Origin of the sequence: Streptomyces sp. NPDC020780, from assembly GCF_044334475.1 — a bacterium.
Classification (GTDB): Bacteria; Actinomycetota; Actinomycetes; order Streptomycetales; family Streptomycetaceae; genus Streptomyces.
Genome location: NZ_JBIRTB010000010.1, coordinates 117,654 through 136,067 on the forward strand (window position 1 = coordinate 117,654; position 18,414 = coordinate 136,067).

Annotated in this window: 16 protein-coding genes; 7 read left to right on the forward strand and 9 right to left on the reverse strand. The window is 70.6% G+C overall.

All coding sequences use genetic code 11. The features are described from left to right. Positions 1-151 precede the first annotated feature (151 nt). Positions 152-1,597: an NCS2 family permease gene (locus ACH4VO_RS20750; protein ID WP_360987235.1), complete on the forward strand. Its 1,446-nt coding sequence runs from the start codon at positions 152-154 to the stop codon at positions 1,595-1,597. 318 nt (positions 1,598-1,915) lie between these two features. Here the strand turns inward: ACH4VO_RS20750 and ACH4VO_RS20755 are convergent, their stop codons facing one another. The 3 genes from ACH4VO_RS20755 to ACH4VO_RS20765 form a co-directional block, all read right to left on the reverse strand. Continuing rightward, entirely contained in the window at positions 1,916-2,332 is a 417-nt protein-coding gene (locus tag ACH4VO_RS20755) for a YeeE/YedE thiosulfate transporter family protein (RefSeq protein WP_360987233.1), read from the reverse strand. Continuing rightward, entirely contained in the window at positions 2,332-2,988 is a 657-nt protein-coding gene (locus ACH4VO_RS20760) for a YeeE/YedE thiosulfate transporter family protein (protein ID WP_360987231.1), read from the reverse strand. The genes ACH4VO_RS20755 and ACH4VO_RS20760 overlap by 1 nt, the downstream gene beginning before the upstream one ends. A 1,730-nt stretch (positions 2,989-4,718) precedes the next feature. Further along, positions 4,719-5,858 (reverse strand): hypothetical protein, encoded by a 1,140-nt coding sequence (locus tag ACH4VO_RS20765; protein WP_360987229.1) that lies wholly within the window; start codon positions 5,856-5,858, stop codon positions 4,719-4,721. A 311-nt stretch (positions 5,859-6,169) separates the two neighbouring features. Between ACH4VO_RS20765 and ACH4VO_RS20770 the strand changes: the two genes are divergently transcribed. Further along, on the forward strand, positions 6,170-6,823 hold the full coding sequence (locus ACH4VO_RS20770) for a DUF6518 family protein (RefSeq protein WP_360987228.1): 654 nt from the start codon (positions 6,170-6,172) through the stop codon (positions 6,821-6,823). Between the two features lie 334 nt (positions 6,824-7,157). On the opposite strand, the gene ACH4VO_RS20775 is transcribed toward ACH4VO_RS20770, so the two are convergent. Then, a complete protein-coding gene (locus ACH4VO_RS20775; protein WP_398441125.1) occupies positions 7,158-7,760 on the reverse strand; it encodes an ATP-binding protein in 603 nt (200 codons plus the stop codon). Positions 7,761-7,926: 166 nt separating this feature from the next. Here ACH4VO_RS20775 and ACH4VO_RS20780 point away from each other — a divergent pair, with 166 nt between their 5' ends. Both ACH4VO_RS20780 and ACH4VO_RS20785 read left to right on the forward strand, forming a co-directional pair. Next, positions 7,927-8,841: a helix-turn-helix transcriptional regulator gene (locus tag ACH4VO_RS20780; protein ID WP_360987393.1), complete on the forward strand. Its 915-nt coding sequence runs from the start codon at positions 7,927-7,929 to the stop codon at positions 8,839-8,841. Continuing rightward, positions 8,804-8,935, forward strand: coding sequence for a DUF397 domain-containing protein (locus ACH4VO_RS20785; protein ID WP_398441183.1), 132 nt, complete (start codon positions 8,804-8,806; stop codon positions 8,933-8,935). Before ACH4VO_RS20780 ends, ACH4VO_RS20785 begins: the two co-directional genes overlap by 38 nt. A 119-nt stretch (positions 8,936-9,054) precedes the next feature. Here the strand turns inward: ACH4VO_RS20785 and ACH4VO_RS20790 are convergent, their stop codons facing one another. Continuing rightward, positions 9,055-10,512, reverse strand: a complete 1,458-nt coding sequence (locus ACH4VO_RS20790; RefSeq protein ID WP_360987224.1) for an MFS transporter — start codon at positions 10,510-10,512, stop codon at positions 9,055-9,057. A 171-nt stretch (positions 10,513-10,683) separates the two neighbouring features. Between ACH4VO_RS20790 and ACH4VO_RS20795 the strand changes: the two genes are divergently transcribed. Together ACH4VO_RS20795 and ACH4VO_RS20800 are read left to right on the forward strand one after the other, a co-directional pair. Further along, positions 10,684-11,139: a MarR family transcriptional regulator gene (locus tag ACH4VO_RS20795; RefSeq protein WP_360987222.1), complete on the forward strand. Its 456-nt coding sequence runs from the start codon at positions 10,684-10,686 to the stop codon at positions 11,137-11,139. A 230-nt stretch (positions 11,140-11,369) separates the two neighbouring features. Beyond that, entirely contained in the window at positions 11,370-12,251 is an 882-nt protein-coding gene (locus ACH4VO_RS20800) for an IS5 family transposase (protein ID WP_360987391.1), read from the forward strand. Between the two features lie 104 nt (positions 12,252-12,355). Here the strand turns inward: ACH4VO_RS20800 and ACH4VO_RS20805 are convergent, their stop codons facing one another. The 4 genes from ACH4VO_RS20805 to ACH4VO_RS20820 all read right to left on the reverse strand — a co-directional run bounded on the left by ACH4VO_RS20805 (position 12,356) and on the right by ACH4VO_RS20820 (position 17,645). Continuing rightward, positions 12,356-12,745 carry a hypothetical protein gene (locus ACH4VO_RS20805; RefSeq protein ID WP_360987220.1) on the reverse strand — a complete coding sequence of 130 codons (390 nt, stop codon included), beginning with the start codon at positions 12,743-12,745 and terminating at the stop codon, positions 12,356-12,358. A gap of 204 nt (positions 12,746-12,949) precedes the next feature. Beyond that, on the reverse strand, positions 12,950-13,855 hold the full coding sequence (locus ACH4VO_RS20810) for a cellulose-binding protein (RefSeq protein ID WP_360987218.1): 906 nt from the start codon (positions 13,853-13,855) through the stop codon (positions 12,950-12,952). Between the two features lie 272 nt (positions 13,856-14,127). After that, on the reverse strand, positions 14,128-16,662 hold the full coding sequence (locus tag ACH4VO_RS20815) for an SUKH-4 family immunity protein (protein ID WP_398441185.1): 2,535 nt from the start codon (positions 16,660-16,662) through the stop codon (positions 14,128-14,130). 5 nt (positions 16,663-16,667) lie between these two features. Then, positions 16,668-17,645: an SMI1/KNR4 family protein gene (locus ACH4VO_RS20820; RefSeq protein ID WP_360987214.1), complete on the reverse strand. Its 978-nt coding sequence runs from the start codon at positions 17,643-17,645 to the stop codon at positions 16,668-16,670. Between the two features lie 239 nt (positions 17,646-17,884). On the opposite strand from ACH4VO_RS20820, the gene ACH4VO_RS20825 reads away from it, so the two are divergent. After that, complete coding sequence (locus ACH4VO_RS20825; protein ID WP_360987212.1) at positions 17,885-18,409, forward strand: YwqJ-related putative deaminase; 525 nt, start codon at positions 17,885-17,887, stop codon at positions 18,407-18,409. The last annotated feature ends 5 nt before the right edge of the window (positions 18,410-18,414 follow it).

The window sequence follows — 18,414 nt, forward strand, 5'->3', positions numbered from 1 at the left end:
AGGCTCCTGCAAAGGGACTTGAAGCTCGCGCGCTCGCACGTATGATCCGCTCGCAAGGCGCCGCATGTGTGTTCGCACAACTGCCCTCCCCTGTTCCGGGCAGCGGCGTCTCCCCCCGTCCCCATTCGTTGCAGGTCCAGGAGACCCCGTCATGCATCCCAGCGAGACCCAGACGGCCGAGACACCGCCGACCAGATCCGGCGGTGGCCTCGACCGGTTCTTCCGCATCACCGAGCGCGGATCGAACTACGGCCGTGAAGTACGCGGTGGCTTCGCCACCTTCTTCACCATGGCCTACATCCTCGTGCTCAACCCGATCATTCTCGGTGGCGCGAAGGACAAGTTCGGCGAGCAGCTGGACACCGTCCAACTGGTGACCGCGACGGCCCTCGTCGCCGCGGTGATGACTCTGATCATGGGTGTGGGAGGCAACCTGCCGCTCGCCCTGGCCGCGGGTCTGGGTCTCAACGCCGTCGTCGCCTACCAGGTCGCTCCCCTGATGGCCTGGGACGACGCCATGGGCCTCATCGTCCTCGAGGGCCTGCTGATCTGTGTCCTGGTGATGACAGGGTTGCGCGAGGCGATCATGCACGCCATCCCGCAGGCCCTCAAGCAGGCGATCAGCGTCGGGATCGGCCTCTTCATCGCCTTCATCGGCTTCGTGGACGCCGGGTTCGTCACCCGTATCCCGGACGCGGCGGGCTCCACCGTCCCCGTTCAGCTCGGCACCGGGACCCTCACCGGCTGGCCCATGCTCGTCTTCTGCCTCGGCGTGATCCTCACGGTCGTCCTGCTGGCCCGCAAGGTCAAGGGCGCCATCCTCATCAGCATCGTCGTGATGACCGTCTTCGCCATCGTCATCGACTCGCTCGCCGACATCACGTCCTGGGGTCTGACCGCCCCGGCGCTGCCCGACAACCCCGTCGCCGCACCCGACTTCGGACTGCTCGGCCAGTTCGACCTGCTCGGCTCGTTCGGGCAGATCAGCGTCCTGACCGTCGTCCTGCTCATCTTCACGCTCATCCTGTCGGACTTCTTCGACACGATGGGCACCGTCGTCGGCGTCACCGCCGAAGCCGGACTGCTCGACGAGCGGGGCCAGGTGCCCGGCCTGGGCCGGGTCCTGCTCATCGACGGCGCCGCCGCGGTCGCCGGAGGCGCCGCATCCGCCTCGTCCGCCACGACCTACATCGAGTCGGCAGCGGGGGTCGGCGAAGGTGCCCGCACCGGTTTCGCCAACCTCGTCACGGGCGGTCTGTTCGCCCTCGCCCTCTTCTTCACGCCCATCCTGACCATCGTGCCCATGCAGGCCGCGTCGCCCGCCCTCGTCGCCGTCGGGTTCCTGATGATGACGCAGGTCAAGCACATCGACTGGGACCGCTACGAGTTCGCGGTCCCGGCCTTCCTCACCATCGTCGTCATGCCGTTCACCTACTCCATCACCAACGGCATCGGCGCCGGCTTCATCGCCTACGTCATCATCAAGGCCTGCCTGGGCAAGGCCCGGGAGGTGCACTGGCTGCTCTGGGGCACGGCGGTGCTCTTCCTCGTCTACTTCGCCATCGACCCGCTGGAACAGCTCCTCGGCATCAAGTAGCCGGACGCGCGTCTCCCGGACGGCCGGCGGTACGGCCCGGCGGCGCGACCCGCGCCGGACCTTCCCGGCGCCCGGGAGGCGGAAGCCGCCGCACGGAAACGAAAGAGGCGGTCTCGCAGTCGTGCTCGGTGAGCACGACTGCGAGACCGCCTCGCACCGCCGAAGCGGACCCGGTACTCGTCGAGGAACGCGGCGAGCACCGGCGGGAAGAACACGCTCCCCACGGACCAGCAGGCCACCGGTACGCGGGCGGCCGATGCCGGCGCCTCGACGGAGACCCCGTCGGTCGACGCGGGCGTGTCGGTCGAACGTTCCGGGTCACAGCCCGCAGGAGCCCCTGTCGAGGTGGAAGTACCGGGCGTTGGCCCAGCGGCAGAGCCGCATGCCGAGGGCGACGCCGAGGATGGTGACCACGGCGGGCAGATACCCGCTGGCGACCTGGATGATCGGGATGGCCGGGCACCCGCCGGAGATCGCCCAGCCCGTACCGAACAGCACGGCGCCCGGGACCACGCCGGCGTGGATGCGGCCAGGGGTGCGGCGCACCCGCAGCAGAGCGAACACGCACACGATGATCCCGACGGCGCCCGCGAAGGCGAGGAACATGCGCAGGTCCTGGAAGGTGAACATGCGGTTCAGCTCGGCGTAGTCGCCGAAGCCGATGTTGGTGACGGTATAACCGAGGGCCAGTCCCGTGAGGATGTTGGCCAGCAGAATCGCTCCCCGGGTACGCATCAGATCACCTTCCACAGGAGGAACGACACCGCGACGGCGGTACCGAAGAACACGGCGGTCGCGACGATGCTGACGGGCCGCAGCCGGCCGCAGCCGCTGAGCCCGTGGCCCGAGCTGCAGCCACCGGCCAGCCGGGTACCGAAGCCGACCAATATGCCTCCCAGGAACAACAGGGCGATCATGGTCGGCTGATCGGCGGTGACCAGGTCACGGAAGCCCGGTCCCATGTCGTACCGGAGCTCGAACCGCCCGGAGGCGACCGCGGCGACCAGTCCGCCGAGGAATATCGACACCAGCAGGGCAGCCTGGGTGACCAGCGGAACCGGTCGCTGACCGGTGACCGAGAAGTTCTCGTCCGCGGCCGGCGCCCTCTCCGGGGACAGCGGCTGCGCCGCCCCGTACGGCGCATGCGACGGTGCGGGCGCGCCGGGGGCGGGCCCGAAGTGCTCGGCGGTGGCCGCGGCGAGCGCGTCGGCGAGAGCGCGATCGTCGCCGAACTCCTCGTCCATCTGCTCGAGTCGGCGTTCCCTGCGCCAGTGCAGCACCCGGTCCCAGGCCGACGACACCCCGAAGGACCGGTCGGTGATGAGGGTGTAGACGATGGTGACCAGAGCGAGCCCGACAGCACCCGCCCACCACGGCCAGTAGGAACTCATGCGGGACCTCTCATCCAGTTCGCGAGCCGGGCCCACCAGCCGAGCTTCGACGCCTGCCGCGTGCGTCGGTCCGACCGGCCGGTGGGCGGCGGGGAATCGTACGTGGGTGCCGGCTGACGCGCCTGCTGTTGCCAGGCCGCGTCCGGCGAGGGTGGTACGTCGTGCCAGGCGGTGGCCCCGGGTGCCGCGGCCCAGGATTCCGACGGCTCGGGCGGTCGGGCCTGTGCCGGCCGATCCCAGGAGGCGGGCTCCGGCGCCCACGGCTGGGACTGCGTTGCCTGCCACGGGGCCTGACGGGGCGCCTGCCTCGGGTCGGCCCCACCGGACCGGTTCCCGCCCCCGTCCCTCTCCAGGTGCCGCGCGCGGGCGCCGTTGGGCAGCAGACTGATGGGCACGCGCTCGCCGGTGAGTGACAACGTGTAGCGCGCACAGTCCTGCCACTGAGTCGGGCTGTCGCAGTAGTAGTCCCGCCAGCCTTGTAAACTCGCCTTGAGTAGGGGGAAAAGGGGACATGTTGCGGCATGCGAGCAACCCACGTTACTCCCTTCCGATCGGCGTGCTCTGCCCATAGGGGTAAGCGGCTGCCGTCCTTTAGTTCTGTCCTTGTCGCGCCTCGTTGACGATCCAAGCGCCGGAGGAAATTCGGGCGCAGCGCCACATTGCGACTTTCCGCCACACGTTCAGGCGTGATGCAATCATTTTTTCGACACCCGAAGCAACTCAGGAAGTCGCTCAACCGCACCGCAGGACACCCGGTGCCACTAAGGCCTGCCCCGACACCCTCCGGTGAGATGCACCACGTCGAATGGGGCCCACTGTCTCCCATGTCCGGATAATCGCGACCGGCGGAGAGGTTGCCCGGGTCGCGAACTGACGACGCGCTCCACCAAGACAACGCGATTCAGGCTCTTGTGAAGAGGGTGCGAAGGTTGGAATGAGTTGTGGCGATGATATGAATGTTGCAGACGTGAAATGAAGATACCGATGGAGGGGAATTATGTGTCAGCGCGCCATCTGCAGGACCTGCCGGAAGGTGACCTACGAGGGGTGTGGGCAACACGTGGAACAGGTGCTCGCAGACGTACCGGCACCTCAGCGGTGCACGTGTGGGCCGGCGGAGCGCGGGAGTGCGCGCAGCCGGTCACCGAAGGCGACGGCTGACCTTCCGAGGGGCGGCTGGTGGACCCGGCTCGTCGATTGGACGAAGCGCCCGGCATGAGGTGACGAGCAGAAAGGGAAGCGACCGCGCTCTCCGCACATCCACATCACGCCACGGAATGGCGCTCAGTGACCTGCGCCGCAAGAGAGCTTTCCTGACTGGTCGTTCCTGAAGTGGACCGCGGCATAGGCCCTTCGCCGACATGCCCGGCGACGCCAAGAGCCGGGTCGGCACCGGTTCCGAGAAGATCGTCGGCGAGCACGGAGCGCGGCCCGGAATCGGGGTCGAAGTCGCGACCAGGAAATCCGGAGTTCGCGATGTCGCGCCGTAAGGGCCTGCCGGGAATCAACACGTTGGTTTGATCTTGGCGGTGTCGCGGTCGAGGAACCAGGCGATGTCTTCCCGTGTGTGGAAACGGGCTGTTGAGGCGGTGAGGTGAACCCCGTGGGCTACCAGGGGCGGGCGGACGTCTTTCGCTGCGCGGCTGATGGTCACGAAACGGTGGTGTTGAACGCCGCGTCGGTGCTGGCAGGGCACGGGGGATGGTGTCGAGTCGGGGAGCGGGTCCCGCTCACTGCAGCGACGGATGTGACCTTTCGCGGCGGGTCCACGGTTCCTGGTCCACACCCCCTCCGTCCATAGTCATCCCCGCGAGGAGTCCCACGGCACCTGATATCAAGCCCAACAGCAGGCTGGCCCACCGCGGAACGACATCCAACAGGAAGGGGACAGCGAGAAGGGCACCGGCCGCCGCGCCGCGCAGGTGCGAAGCGTGCCTTCCCGCGAAGTAGCGGGAAGGCCGGGGAAGCGGTGTCGCGCAGAGCGTGGTCTCGGTCTCGCAGACCGGGGCGGCTCCCTCATGCAGGTAGTAGCGGTGATCCTCCTCGAGGGTCGCGCCCCAGACCACACGGCCGGAATCGGAGACGAAAGCAGCGGAGACCGTGCGCTCCTTGCCCGCGTCTGCGATGTCTCGCCATCGGGTCGGCCAGCACAACCAACCTGCGTGCCCCACGAGTTGGGCAGCGGCATGGGTGAGGTGCTTCTCGCTGACGATGCTGCCGTGCCCGGCGTGCACGGCCTGGAGTCGGACGACGTGTCGCCCGTCGGTGTCGTCCTCGGGCATCAGCTCGATGCTGTACGAGTTCTTCACCGCGATACGGCCGCCCCCGTTTCCTGCCGGGTACCGGTACGCCTCGCGTATCGCGGTCCCGAATCGGACACGGACTGCGTGCACGCCGCCTGCGGCAGCGTCCTTTCTCAGTATGTGCTGCGCGTGGTCGAGGTAGCTCTGGAGCAGGGAAAGGAGACACAGGGACGGCACGACGCCGAGGACGAAGGTGAGCAAGCAGTACGCGGCCCCGAGTTCTGAACTCCGGCCGCTGTAGAAAGCACTGTTGGCTGCGGCAAAGGGAGCCCAGACGGTGAGGTAGGCCGCCGCCACGAGACCCCAGTCACGGCGCACCACCCCCAGCTTGCCGGGAATCGTCGTCCGTGGAGGAGCGGTGGCCGGCAGGGGCTTCACCAGGGGAGCCGACCGAGAAGCGTGCAGCCAGCCCACGACGAACACCGACGCCAGGCCCAACGGCACGAGGACGTCCCAGCGCGGGCCGTCGGCGTAGAACTGCCGCGACGCAGCGCCCCAGGCGACCCCTGCCGACAGCAGGGTCGCCGCCCCCAGAGCCCTGGCGGCAGGTGTGGAGCGGTGCTGCATGCCTTCTCCCCGCCCTCAACTCGAAGATCTTGGGTGCGGCAAGAAGGGTACGCCCGGTTGATCGGCATCCGGAAGCGCCGGGGGCGAGGGCCCGAGGTCTGACGCTGTCGCGGCTCATGAACGTCGAGGCACGACACAACTGGGTTGCCGCTGCGCGGTGGTGAACAGCTGCCCTGCGCGTCACGCCCGACCAGGGCACCTCGACAGGGTTCCGGGTAGCAACCCCGTAGCTATACATTGCGTCTATACGTCATGTGTATAGCTTGCTGAGCCCGACCGTGGCCAGTCCAACGATGAATGCGGAGGCCATCATGGTGACAACCAACGCCCCGGAGAAGCTGACAGAACCCGGCAGCGCCACCAGCGGGCGGAGCACCGCTCCGGCAGCCGCGACAGCGGGTGGACTGCTGCTGGGCGTCCTCACCAACCTGGCCCAAGGATGGCTTCCGGGAGCGTGGAACCAGCTCGCCAACTCCGGTGCCCTGTGGTCTGCCTCGGCTTTCGTCGCCGGAGCCCTGCTCGCACGCCGAAGCTCTCTGCTCCAGGCCGCAGTCGGCGGGCTGGTCGCGGAGGTGGGACTCGTCGTGGGGTACTACGGCTATGCCGAGTTCGGCCGCGAGGGCATGGGGTCGCCGGTCTTCCCGCTGGTCTGGCTCACCATGGCATGTGTGGCGGGGCCGCTGTTCGGCGTCGCGGGACACTGGTGGCAACGTGGCAAGGATGCGCGGCGCCGCGTCATCGGCCTCGCCGCGTTCGCCGGACTCTTCGGGATGGAAGGGGTCATGTACGCCTGGGACCTGCACTACACACCGCAGGCGGTGGCCTGCTTCGCGGCCTTTGCTCTCATCCCGCTGCTCATGGCCCGAACGCACCGGGAGCGGGCCCTCACCCTGGTGACAGCCGTGCCTTTCGCACTCCTGGCTTACTCGATCGTCATTGTGCCCCTCCAAGCGGTTTCCGGCTGAGGCGGATTCCTTCTCGCGCCCGGCCCCAGCCGCGGGTCCGTGCTCCGGACTCTCGAAGCCGACGGCCGCGACGGCCGTCCGGCAGCTCGCCCTTGAGGAGCCACCGGGAGGTGGAGCGGCTCCTCTTCACGTGGTGGTTTTCGGCAGGCTCCTTGAAACGCCCGGGGCTCCTCGAATGCTCGGGGCGGCGACGGTGTCGTTCCCCTCCGGACTTACGCGGCTCGGTCGGAGAAAGGCATGCGCTGGAGTCCTTGCCGTTCAGCTCGGCAGCCGATGTGCGTCCCGAGCGGGAGCCGCGTAAGCAGGGCGGTGGAACAGCATCTCCGGCCGAGCCTCAGTCGCCAGGAGATGCGCCTACCGCGACGACCTCACCGCCCCCTGCGCGTACCTGATCAGCCGTCTCACGCGTGCGCACCGGCGCACCCACCGGACACTCCGCCCACACCGTCTTCCCCTCAGGGGTCCGGGGGTGGGCCCCCCAGCGTGCGGCGAGCACTCCGACGAGGATCAGCCCCCGCCCCGACTCCTCGTCGTCGGCCGGCCCGGCGGGAGCGGCCGGCGGCAGTTCGGGGGACGCGTCGGAGACCTCGACCCGAATGTGCCGGGCGTTCGCCTCGTAGATCACACTCAGGAGGAAGCCGCGGCCACGGACCCTGCCGTGACGTACCGCGTTGGCCGCGAGCTCGGCCACCACCAGACCGACGGTGCAGGAGACATCCGCTGCCGGCGGAAACCCCCATTCCTGAAGGTGCCTCACGGTCGTCCGCCGGGCGGACCGGGCACCGCGCGCGGTGGACGTGAACTGCATCGAGAAGAAACGCCGTTGGGCTTCCGTGGGCCCTGACGCAATCCGCCCTTCCCTCCGTGGAGTGCCGCCGGACTCCCGGTTCGAGCCGTCGTCCGGCACGGTCATCGTCTCGACCATGGTGCGGTCCATCCCGCCCTGCCGTTCCTCACGCGTCCCGCAGAGTGCGGAATCCACTACGTTCCGCAATCAAGAGTCGGCGGTCACGCCTACGCTTGGAAGGTGACGAAGCATTACCTTCCCGGCCGTAAGCAGAGAAAGTGACGCCATGGTCAAAGCGATCGACCCCCAGGACTCGATGGCCGCACTGTTCGGATCGCGCGTGCGCAGACTCCGCACGGCGGCAGGGCTGACGCAGGCCGAACTGGGCCGGATGACGCACGTCGTGAGCACCCGGATCACCCAGATCGAGCGGTCCTCCGGGGCCAGGCCGACCCTGGAACTGGCACACGCCCTGGACGCCGCTCTGGTGGCGGACAACCTGCTGATCGACCTGTGGCCGTACGTCTACCGGGAGGCGTTCCCCGACTGGGCGCGGGCGTTCATGGCCCATTCGGCGCGGGCGGTGGCGATCAGCGAATACGCCGCTCACGTGGTGCCGGGTCTGCTGCAGACGGAGACCTACGCCCGGGCGCTTCTGGGCGTCGGACGCACACTCAGGAGCGCAGAACATCTGGAAGAGCGGCTGACGGCACGACTGGAACGCCAGGAGCGCCTGCGGAGCGCCGACCGCCCCGAGTTGTGGGTGGTCCTCGACGAAGCCGTGCTCAGGCGCCCGGTGGGTGGCCCGGCCGTCATGCGAGCTCAGCTGGCCCGGCTGCTGGCCACAGCCGACGAGTCGCACATCACCGTGCAGGTGCTGCCGTTCGCCCAGGGTGAGCACGACGCCTTGGGCGGCTCCCTGACCGTCCTGCACCTGCCGGACGGCACCGAGGTCAGTTACACGGAGGGCGCCCACTACGGCCAGTTGATCGAGGATCCGGAAGAGGTCAGGGACTTCGCTGTGACCTACGATCGGCTCCGGGCAGCTGCGCTGCCCCCTCTCATGTCGCTCGACATGATCCGATCCGCGATGGAGGACAACCACCGTGAAGCGAGTGTCCCGTCCCGATCTGACCGCCGCCGCCTGGCGCAGAAGCAGCTACAGCAATCAGGAAGGGGGCAACTGCGTGGAGGTGTCGGACGGATTCCCCGGCGTCGTCCCCGTCCGTGACAGCAAGAGGGCCGACGGCCCCGCGCTGGCCTTCACCGCACCCTCCTGGGCCACGTTCATAGGCGACTTGAAGCGGAACAGCCGCTACCGGTAGTCGGTGGCACCCGCGCCCGGCCGGCGATCCGGCCCGTCCTGGACAGCGGGCCGCCCGGCGCCCGCCCCTCTCGGGGACGGAGCCGGGCGGCAGGACACGCTGCACGGAATCGGCGCGGGTCAGCTCTTCGCGGTGGCCACCTCCGACGGGGCGGGCTCGTCCGCCGTCCCGCCGGGGCCGACGGACGCGCGTACCGCCGGGATGAACGAGGCGATGAGCGCGGCGACCAGGGCGACCCCGCAGCCGAACATCAGGCCCGTACGGAACCCGTCCTCCGAGGTCAGGGTGAAGCCGCCCGTCGTGGTGGTCATCTGGGAGAGGACCGCGCCGATCACGGCGGCGCCGATCGAGGTGCCGAGCGACCGCATGAGGGTGTTGAACCCGTTGGCCGCGGCCGTCTCGGACGCCGGTACCGAGCTCATGATCAGGGCGGGCATCGCCCCGTAGGCGAGGCCGACACCGCTGCTGCTCACCATGAGGAAGAGCATCAGGCCCCAGGCTGAGCCCATGAGTACGACCCCGAGTCCGTAGGCCGCCGCGATGACCAGCACTCCGCAGACCAGGGTGAACTTGGGGCCCCGGGCGTCGGTGAGCTTCCCGCCGAGCGGGGAGATGAGCATCATCATGACGCCGCCGGGTGCCATCCAGAGGCCCGCCGCGAGCATGGACTGGCCCAGACCGTAACCGGTCGCCTCGGGGAACTGCAGCAACTGCGGGGCGATCAGCATGCCCGCGTACATCCCGAAGCCGACGAAGAGCGACGCGATGTTGGTGATGAGCACCCGGGGCCGGGCCGTGGTGCGCAGGTCGACCAGCGGGTCCTCGGTACGCAGCTCCCAGAATCCCCAGACGAGCAGCGCCACGACGGAGGCGGCGAACAGACCGATCGTCGTCGTGGAGGCCCAGCCCCACTCGGCGCCCTTGGAGATGGCGAGCAGCAGGCAGACCAGGCCGACGGCGAGACCGAGGGCGCCGGGCACGTCGAAGCGCTGGCCCCGGGCGCCGGCCGGAACCTCCGGGATCAGGAACCAGATCAGCGCGCTGATGGTGAGGGCCAGGGCGGCGGAGCCCCAGAACAGCACCCGCCAGTTCGCGTACTGGGCGACCGCCGAGGCGATCGGCAGCCCGAGTGCGCCGCCGATGCCCATGGAGGCGCTGACCAGGGCGATGGAGGAGCTCAGCTTCTCGCTCGGCACGACGTCGCGCAGCAGGGAGATGCCGAGCGGGACCATGCCCATGCCCATGCCCTGCAGACCGCGGCCGACGATCATGGGGATCACGGAGGACGACAGGGCGCACACCACCGAGCCCACGACCAGCGGGACCGAACACACCAGCAGCATCCGGCGCTTGCCCAGCAGGTCGCCGAGGCGTCCGGAGATCGGTACGCACACCGCCGCGACCAGCAGCGTGACGGTGATCACCCAGGCGGCGTTCGAGGACGACGTGTGCAGGATCTGCGGCAGTTCCGCGATGAGCGGGGTGACCAGGGTCTGCATGATCGCTGCCACGGTGCCGGCGAAGGCCAGGGTGGCGACCACGGCGCCTGGTCTGGCTGTCGGCTGGGGGGCATCCATGAAAGGTGGCTCCTAGGGGATCGTCTGTTCGCAGGCGGGAAGATATGCATCGTACATGTCGCATGTGTCATGCACGTTATGTGTCCCATGCATGTCCTGTGGGACCATGGGCGGGCGCCTGGAATCCGACGGCGGTCCGGCGCCGGTCCGAGAGCAGGAAGGCGACACCCCATGGCCAGGCCCACCTACGAGGTCGAGTACGAACAGATGCTGCTCGGGCGGCACGAACTCGCCTATCACCGGGGCGGACGCCACAGGAGCCACCTGCTGGAACGGAGCGCCTACATCCTGCTGAGCCGTATACGGGTCCAGGGGCCGATGTCCATCGGCGAGCTGAGCGACGCCTTCGGCCTCGACGCCTCCACCCTCAACCGGCAGACCGCCGCCGCGATGCGCGCCGGTCTCGCCGAGCGGATCGCCGACCCCGAGGGGGGCATGGCCCGCAAGTTCCGCATCACCGAGAAGGGCGCCCACCTGCTCGACGAGGAACGCGAGCGCGTGGTCCGGTCGCTGGACCGGGTCATGAAGGACTGGCCGGACGAGGACATCGCCGCCTTCGCCGGCTACCTCAAGCGCTTCAACACCGACATCGAGCACCTCTCCATGCGGCCCTGGCCACGCCCTTGACGCGCCCCGGCCTCACCCGGCACCGGAGGCCGCCGCCCGGAAACACCCGGCAGGCCCTCCCCCGGGGCCCACGGGGCCACGCGGGGGCGTCCCACCGGTCACCACCGCGGACACACCGCGCTCAAGGGCCAGCCACCCTCCAGCCGCGTCCCCAACCTCACGGGTCAGTACACCTAGGTCCTGTCCGATGGGTCGGGTGACGCTGCGGCTTGGAGCTCGTTCCATGGGACATGGGGCGGGGGGATCTCTCGGATGAAGAATGGGCTCGGCTGGAGCCGCACTTGCCGACGCATCGCGGGCGTGGTGGGCGCTGGCAATGCCATCGCCGCGTGATCAACGGGATCCTTTTCAGGCAGCGGACCGGCCTTCCCTGGAGAGATCTGCCGTCTCGCTTCGGCAAGTGGAAGACGGTGCACGACCGTCATCGCAGGTGGTCGGCGGACGGCACGTGGGAGAGAATCCTGCGGGCCGTCCAGACCGACGCTGATGCCGAAGGCCGGATCGACTGGAGCATGGTCAGCGTCGACTCCACGACCTGCCGCGCTCATCAGCATGCGGCCGGAGCTGCCACTCGTGCCCCGAAGGTTCCGGGCCAGCGAGGCCAACCAGCGCGTCACAGATCCGATGAGGCCCTGGGCCGCTCACGAGGCGGGCTGACCTGCAAGATTCATCTCGCTGGGGAGGGTGGGCGCCACCCACTCGGGTTCGTCATCACGCCCGGCCAGTGGGGAGACGCACCGCAGATGATTCCTGTGCTTGAAGAGATCCGTGTGCCACGACAAGCTGGCGGACGACCCCGAACCAGGCCCGATCACGTTGGGGGCGACAAGGCATACTCGTCACGCCGAAACCGGCGTCACCTGCGCAGACGCCAAATCAAGCACACGATCCCCGAGCCGAGAGACCAGCGAGCCCACCGCCAGCGCCGCGGCAGCCAAGGTGGCCGGCCCCCGGGGTTCGACAAGACGATCTACCGACGCCGCAATGAAGTCGAGCGGACCATCAACCGGCTCAAGAATTTTCGAGCGGTGGCCACGCGCTACGACAAGAGGGCGTACGTCTTCCACGGCACGGTCGCCGTGGCTGCGATCAGACTATGGCTCCGCAGCTGAACATACGGCCGAGGACTACCGCTCCTCTGGCACGAGCCTGGACACGAGGGCAGTCGATCGCGTCGTCCGCCCGGCCGCCTTCCGCGTCGTGCATCCCCCAGCCATCACGACAGCGTGCCCACCGCCATCAGCACAAGCATGACGACCGCCACCGCTGTCAGACAGAGCAGAACAATCCGCTTGCGCTGCACGTTCTCCGGCATGCGGTCGCTGAAGTCGGCCCGCTTCGGCTTGTTCTGGTCGTAGACCACCCCCGTCAGCACCGCCGGCTCCGTGGACACCCCGCGGCGCCACAGAGTGTGGTGCCCACCGTCCGCCACGAGATACCCGTACTGCACGTCGATCTTGCCGTCCCTAGGAATTGTCCTGCTCACCTCGGAAGCCATGACCTGCACCCCGCGCTTGCGCAACGGAGCCTGCAACAGGAAGGGCAAGCCGAGGACCAAGAGGGCCAGGACGGCGACCACGAAAAAGAAGAACGACGCAGCGATCATCAGAGTCCCCCAGCGCACTGCACTCGTGCGCGACATCATCGGGACAGCGGGCGCATCCGAACACCCCCAGCCCAGTTCGAACAAAACCTATCGCGAGTTGGATTCCGGCTACAACAATCGACTGAACAGGCGACTGTGCACGCCGCCACGACTCGTCGGACAGGCCCTAGTCCTCCCCGGGTCCGTCAGCGCCCCGCAAGCGCGTCAGTCCCCCGCCGGCTCCCGGTCCGGCACCGGGCGCCCCGTCAGCGCGGCCAGCGAGTTGCGTACGTGCGCCATGTGCGCCTGGACCTCCTCGCGGCCCTCCTCGTGCTCCCGCAGGATCCGCTCCGTCTCCCGGACCACCCGCTCCTCGGCCACCCTGGCCACCGCGAGCAGTTCCGCCGCCTGCGCCTCGGCGTCCTCCTGGCCGTGCCGGGCAGCCTCCTCCGCGTCCGCGAGTTCCCGCCTCGCTCCCGCCAGCAACGCCTCGCCCCGGGCCGTCAGCTCCGCCTCGTGCGCCGCCGCCGCGGCCTCGGCCGCCGCGATCTCCCTCTCCGCGGCCTTCGCCCGCTCGGCGTGCTCCTGTTCCTGATGGGCCAGCACACTCGCCGTACGCCGACGCGTCTGCGCCATCTGCGCCTCCGCCGCCGCGCGCACCCCGTCGGCCTCCTGGCGCGCCTCGGCCACCAGCGCCTCGGCCGCGTCCCGCGCCTCGGTCAGTACCTCCTCCGCGTGCGCCTCGGCAGCCGCCCGCACGGCCCCCGCCCGCTCCCGCGCCGCGTCCCGGGCCGCCCGGCCCGCCGCGCCCGCCGCGTCCCGCAGCGCCTGCGCGTCCTCCAGCGCCGCGCCCCGGGCCGCCTCCGCCTCGGCCTCCGCCAGCGCCAGGATCTGCTGCGCCCGCTCCCCCAGCGAGACGAACGTCTGGGGTGCGAGTGAGGCCACCGCCTCACGCAGCCGCGCCGCCTCCGCCGTCAGCTCCTCCGCCAGGGCCGTCAGCCGGGACAGCCGCTCCCCGGCCTCGTCCCGCTCCGCCGCCAGCGCGGCCACGGCGCGATCCACCTGCTCAGGGCGGTAACCACGCCCCCGTACACCGACGAAACCGTGCCCGGACACCGGTCCACCACTCATCCCTGAAGCCCTCTTCCCCATCTCCGACCACCCGGCCACCACGCAACATGCCAAGGATGCGGCAATTGGCCCGGAAGTCGGAATCGATCAGCCGCTTTCAGGACGGAAGCGACCGGCGTCACAGACCGCACCACACGTCAGCGCCCGGTCCCTTCCCGGGACCGGGCGCCTCAAAGCCTGTCGGGTGACCTCCGGTCGAGCGGCCACGCCCTGGCACGTCCGCTCTTCGGTCCCGGGCAACCCGGCAGGCTCTTACGCGCGAGGCGGCCGGATCAGAGCAGCCCGTCCCACATCTGCTCCAGCAGGACCGACCACCAGCTCTCCGGGGACGCCAGCGCCGCCGGGTCGAGCGCCGCCAACTGCGCCTGGAAATCAACCGTCCAGCGGCCCGCCTGCTCAGGATTCAGCCCGTACCGCAGCCGCCACATCCGGCCCAGCAACGCCATCGACCGCACGAACTCCGGCAGTCCCGTGTTGACGAACTGCGGCGGCACCGGCTGCCCGCCCGGACCCGCCTCCACGGGGACGGCCACGATGTTCGCCGTGCCGTACTGCACACAGAGCGCCCGGCCGAAGTCGGACCCCATCACGAGGTACGAACCCGCGTCCGAGGCCGGCTGCAGCTGACGCTGGGTCGCCAGCTCGGCCAGCGTCGGCACCACGGGATGCCCCGGCTGCGCCCAGAAGAACGGTCCGAAGTCGGCCGGCAGGCCCGCCCAGACCAGCGTCCGCGCCACGACGTCCGGCACCCCCTGACGGGACACCGCCCGCTGGTCGAACCGGAGCACGCCCTGAGGACCGAAGGCCCCCAGCATCTCCTCCGCCAGGGCCTCCGGCGGCAGCGCGGGCGCCGGCGGCACCTGCGGCAGCGGCGCCCGCACCGGCGCCGGCCGCGCCGGACCGTCGGCGACCTGATGCAGCTCGCCCTGGTGCGTCAGCAGGTGCTGCATGCCCTGCTGCCTGCTCGCATGGTCGGTGCCGTACGGGGCGACGCTCGTGATCCGCACCTGCGGCCAGGTCTCCCGGATCATGCGCGCGCAGTACCCGCCGGGCAGCTCGCACGACTCGAGCTCCGTGTGCAGCTCGATGACCTGCTGAGGCGGCACGTTCATCGCCCGCAACTCGTGCAGCATCTGCCACTCCGGGTGCGGGGTACCCGGCGCCGAACGGCGGATCAGCTGCTGCTCACTGCCGTCGGGTGCCCGGAAGCGCAGCACGGCCTGGTATCCCGGGCCGACCGTCGGCAGCCCCGAGGGCTGCTGCGGGTAGCCGTACGCGGGAGGCGGCGGCGTGTGCGGTCCCGGCATCCCCGGCTGACCGGGTGGACCGGGAGGGCCTGGAGGACCGGGCGGCTGGGGCGCACCCGGGCCGCTCTGCGCCGGACCCGCCAGCATCGTGGCGGCATGGTGCATCCCGCCACCGGGAGGCGGCGGAGTACCGGGCGGACCCGGAGGGGCCGGCGGGCCGGGAGGCGGCGGCGTATGGCCGACCGGGACCCCTGGCGGACCGGGAGGCTGCGGGGCACCCGGGGCGCCGGGAGGACCCGGAGGGCGCGGCACGTTCGGGCCACCGATGCTCGCGTCGGCGAACATGGTCGCCGCGTGGTGCATTCCGCCACCCGGAGGCGGCGTGCCGCCGGGAGGGGCGGGCGGACCTGGAGGGCCGGGCGGGCCGGGCGGGCCGGGGGGCTGCGCGGCGTCCGGAGGTCCGAGCTGCGAGACGAGCTGGGTCGGGAGGTACCCGCCGGCCGGTGCCCCGGGCGTGCCCGGTCCCGACGGCGGCGGGGTCGCACCCGGCCGGAGACCCGGCGTGCCCGGTGCACCGGGCGGCGGCGGAGTGGTCGGACCGCCTCCACGGGCGCCTCGCGGCGGCACCGTGGCCTTGCTGGTGGCGGCGTCCGCGATGTCCTGCGCCCCGTGCCCGGAAGCGGCACCGGGGGGCATGCCCGGCGCACCGGTCCGAACGGGCGTGCCCGGCGCGGGCGTCCCGGGGCCGCCGGACTGTGCGTCCAGCCCGGGGACGAGCGCGGTGCGGGGCAGCTGGCTGCCCCCCGACATCAACGCCGTGGGCGCCTCCGCCGACACGGCCGGGGGCGGGGTCCCGTCGTCGTCCGCACCGGACAGCGGCGGCGCGAACACCGTCGCCGGCAGCGGCACGCCGCCCTCGTCGGTCCCCGCGTTGGTGTCCGTACCCGCCCACGGGGTCGCGTCGGCGGGCACCCCGTCCGAAGCCGTGGGCTCATGGCCGGGCTGCCCGCCCGCGGCCGGCCACGGAGTCGCTCCGGAGGCCGGGCCGGACCCGGAAGGCCGGGGAGCCGGAGAAGCCGGGGCCGGCCCGGAAGCCGCGGACGGAGCAGGCTCCGGGGCGGAGGCGGCCGGGGCGGGAACCGGATCCCGGCCCGACGACGCATCCGCCTCCCCGCTCCGGTCCGGGATCCCCAGCTTGTCCGCGGCCTCCTGGAGCCACTCCGGCGGGCTCAGCAGGAACGACGTCTGGTTCAGATCGATACGCTGCGGCGGCTCCGCGGCGGCGGGCGCCCCGGCACCCGAGGACCCGTAGTCCTCCTCGTACCGCCGGATCACCTCACCCACCGGCAGCCCCGGCCACAGCGTCGCCTCACCGCTGTCGCGGGCGATCACCAGCCGCTGACGGCCTCCGTCCGAGACGGGGCCCTCCGCCCGGTCCTCGGCCCACACCACGAAACCGAGTTCGAATTCACGGACCCGCACCTCACGATGCTGATACGCGGGCACGTCACCGTTGACCCACTCGTCCGCCCGCTCCTGCGCCTGCGCGAAGGTCACCAACGCGCTCACCCCTCCACCGGGACGGCGCGCGCGAAGCCACCGTCCACCATCAGGTTCGCCACCGTCTCCAGCTCCGGGGGATTGCCCGCGAGACGCAGCAGGAAGGCGTCGAAGTCCTCGCCGCAGGGCAGCATCAGCCGCTCCACACGCTCCTGCACACCCCAGCCGTCCCGGTCCCGCGCGTCGTCGTACGCGCAGAACCACACCGAGCCCACACCGCCACCCCGCACCTTCACCGCGACGATGCCGCCCTGGACGAAAGCCACGCCCAGGTAGTCCTTGGTGAAGTGGTCCCGCAGACACTTGTTCACGTACACCAGGTCGTTCACGGCGGCCTCCTCGCGCACCGTGAAGAACGGCTGGTCGACCAGAAGACCGAGCTCCGCGTCCAGGGCCGCTCCCACCGGAGCCGACCCGCCGGCCGCCTTCAGGAACGAGCGGTACGCGCCCGGCAGCCGGTAGCCGAGATCCTCCTCGACCCCTTGTATCTGCTGCTCGCCGACCGCCACGGCACCCTTCGGCAGCCGGAAATGGGCCGGCCGCGTCTCCTGCAGCGGCCGCGTGCCCCGCCGGTCCTGGTCCACGGGGGTCGTCGCCAGCCCACCGTGGTGACGCAGCAGCGCCTTCACCTCCACGGGGACGAGCTCCATCCGCCGGCCACCGGCCACGTGGTGCCACGTCCAGCCGTGCGGAGTCGCCACCGCGGGGATCGTGTCCCACAGCTCATGACCGCTCGCCGCCAGGGCCGCGTTGGCCGACACGTAGTCCGTCAGCCGCAGTTCGTCGATCCCGAACCCCGGAGGAGGATCGGCGATCTCCGCGGCGGCACGCGCGTACGGCGAAAGATCCGGATAGCCGTTCCCGTCCACGCGCACACCCCTGGGGTGGCGGGACGCCCGGACCGGGTCCGGGAAATGCACGACCTGCCCGGCGTAGGCCGCGTTCGGTGGCGCGGCTTGCTGCCCGAGCCGACCTGTCGTCATGGCGGTTGCCCCCTGCTGCGTCCGGTGTTCCGCACAGCCTATGCGGTGCCGCACCAGGGGCCCCCGCCCCTGCGGTACCCCTCACGGAACGTCACCGGCGCGTGACGGGCGCGCGACGGCCGGAGGGCCGGACCGCGACACGCAGACACCTTTCACCCGCCCCAGCTTCCCCAGCACCCTGCGCGTTTGGCAGGCTGTCCCCCGCAACTCGGGGGATTGCAGGGAGGGAAGTCCGCACCATGCACACGCCACAAACAGTCACGTCCGGAGACCCACGTCTCAACTGGCGCGCCACCGAGCTCAACCGCACGCCCCGGCTCCACCAGCGCCGCGACGGCATCCTGCCGGCCGTGGCCGCAGCGCTGTCCGTACGCGGAGAGACACTGACCTGCACCGCGGGCAAGGGCGACCAGCCGCCGGTCCTCCACCCGCTCGTACAGGACTTCCTCGACACCCTCACCAGCGGCCAGCGCGAACGCTTCACCGGCCGCTGCCCCGAAGCGATACTGCTCTCCCGGCAGCTCACCTCCGCCGACACCAGCCGCTCCAAGCGCGCCCAGCGCAAACCGCTGACCAACGGCGAAGCCCGCCGCGCCCTCAAGCACTCCCGGCTCACCGCCCGGCACATCCGCGAGGACGGCGACCCCCTCCACGGCAGCTACGCACCCCCCTGCCGGTCCTGTACGGCGATGCTCGCCCACTTCGGCGTACGCCCCGTCGACCTCACCACCCCCGGTGCGGCGACCACCGCCGAGAAGGGCTGAGTACC

What these genes read in the sequence shown, in the direction of transcription:
- ACH4VO_RS20795 (WP_360987222.1), top strand. Translation starts at nt 10,684, where the DNA reads ATGGCCAGGCCCACCTACGAGGTCGAGTACGAACAGATGCTGCTCGGG.
- ACH4VO_RS20755 (WP_360987233.1), bottom strand. Translation starts at nt 2,332, where the DNA reads ATGCGTACCCGGGGAGCGATTCTGCTGGCCAACATCCTCACGGGACTG.
- ACH4VO_RS20765 (WP_360987229.1), bottom strand. Translation starts at nt 5,858, where the DNA reads ATGCAGCACCGCTCCACACCTGCCGCCAGGGCTCTGGGGGCGGCGACC.
- ACH4VO_RS20775 (WP_398441125.1), bottom strand. Translation starts at nt 7,760, where the DNA reads ATGGACCGCACCATGGTCGAGACGATGACCGTGCCGGACGACGGCTCG.
- ACH4VO_RS20770 (WP_360987228.1), top strand. Translation starts at nt 6,170, where the DNA reads ATGGTGACAACCAACGCCCCGGAGAAGCTGACAGAACCCGGCAGCGCC.
- ACH4VO_RS20800 (WP_360987391.1), top strand. Translation starts at nt 11,370, where the DNA reads ATGGGGCGGGGGGATCTCTCGGATGAAGAATGGGCTCGGCTGGAGCCG.
- ACH4VO_RS20760 (WP_360987231.1), bottom strand. Translation starts at nt 2,988, where the DNA reads ATGAGTTCCTACTGGCCGTGGTGGGCGGGTGCTGTCGGGCTCGCTCTG.
- ACH4VO_RS20810 (WP_360987218.1), bottom strand. Translation starts at nt 13,855, where the DNA reads ATGAGTGGTGGACCGGTGTCCGGGCACGGTTTCGTCGGTGTACGGGGG.
- ACH4VO_RS20805 (WP_360987220.1), bottom strand. Translation starts at nt 12,745, where the DNA reads ATGATCGCTGCGTCGTTCTTCTTTTTCGTGGTCGCCGTCCTGGCCCTC.
- ACH4VO_RS20750 (WP_360987235.1), top strand. Translation starts at nt 152, where the DNA reads ATGCATCCCAGCGAGACCCAGACGGCCGAGACACCGCCGACCAGATCC.
- ACH4VO_RS20825 (WP_360987212.1), top strand. Translation starts at nt 17,885, where the DNA reads ATGCACACGCCACAAACAGTCACGTCCGGAGACCCACGTCTCAACTGG.
- ACH4VO_RS20790 (WP_360987224.1), bottom strand. Translation starts at nt 10,512, where the DNA reads ATGGATGCCCCCCAGCCGACAGCCAGACCAGGCGCCGTGGTCGCCACC.
- ACH4VO_RS20780 (WP_360987393.1), top strand. Translation starts at nt 7,927, where the DNA reads ATGGCCGCACTGTTCGGATCGCGCGTGCGCAGACTCCGCACGGCGGCA.
- ACH4VO_RS20820 (WP_360987214.1), bottom strand. Translation starts at nt 17,645, where the DNA reads ATGACGACAGGTCGGCTCGGGCAGCAAGCCGCGCCACCGAACGCGGCC.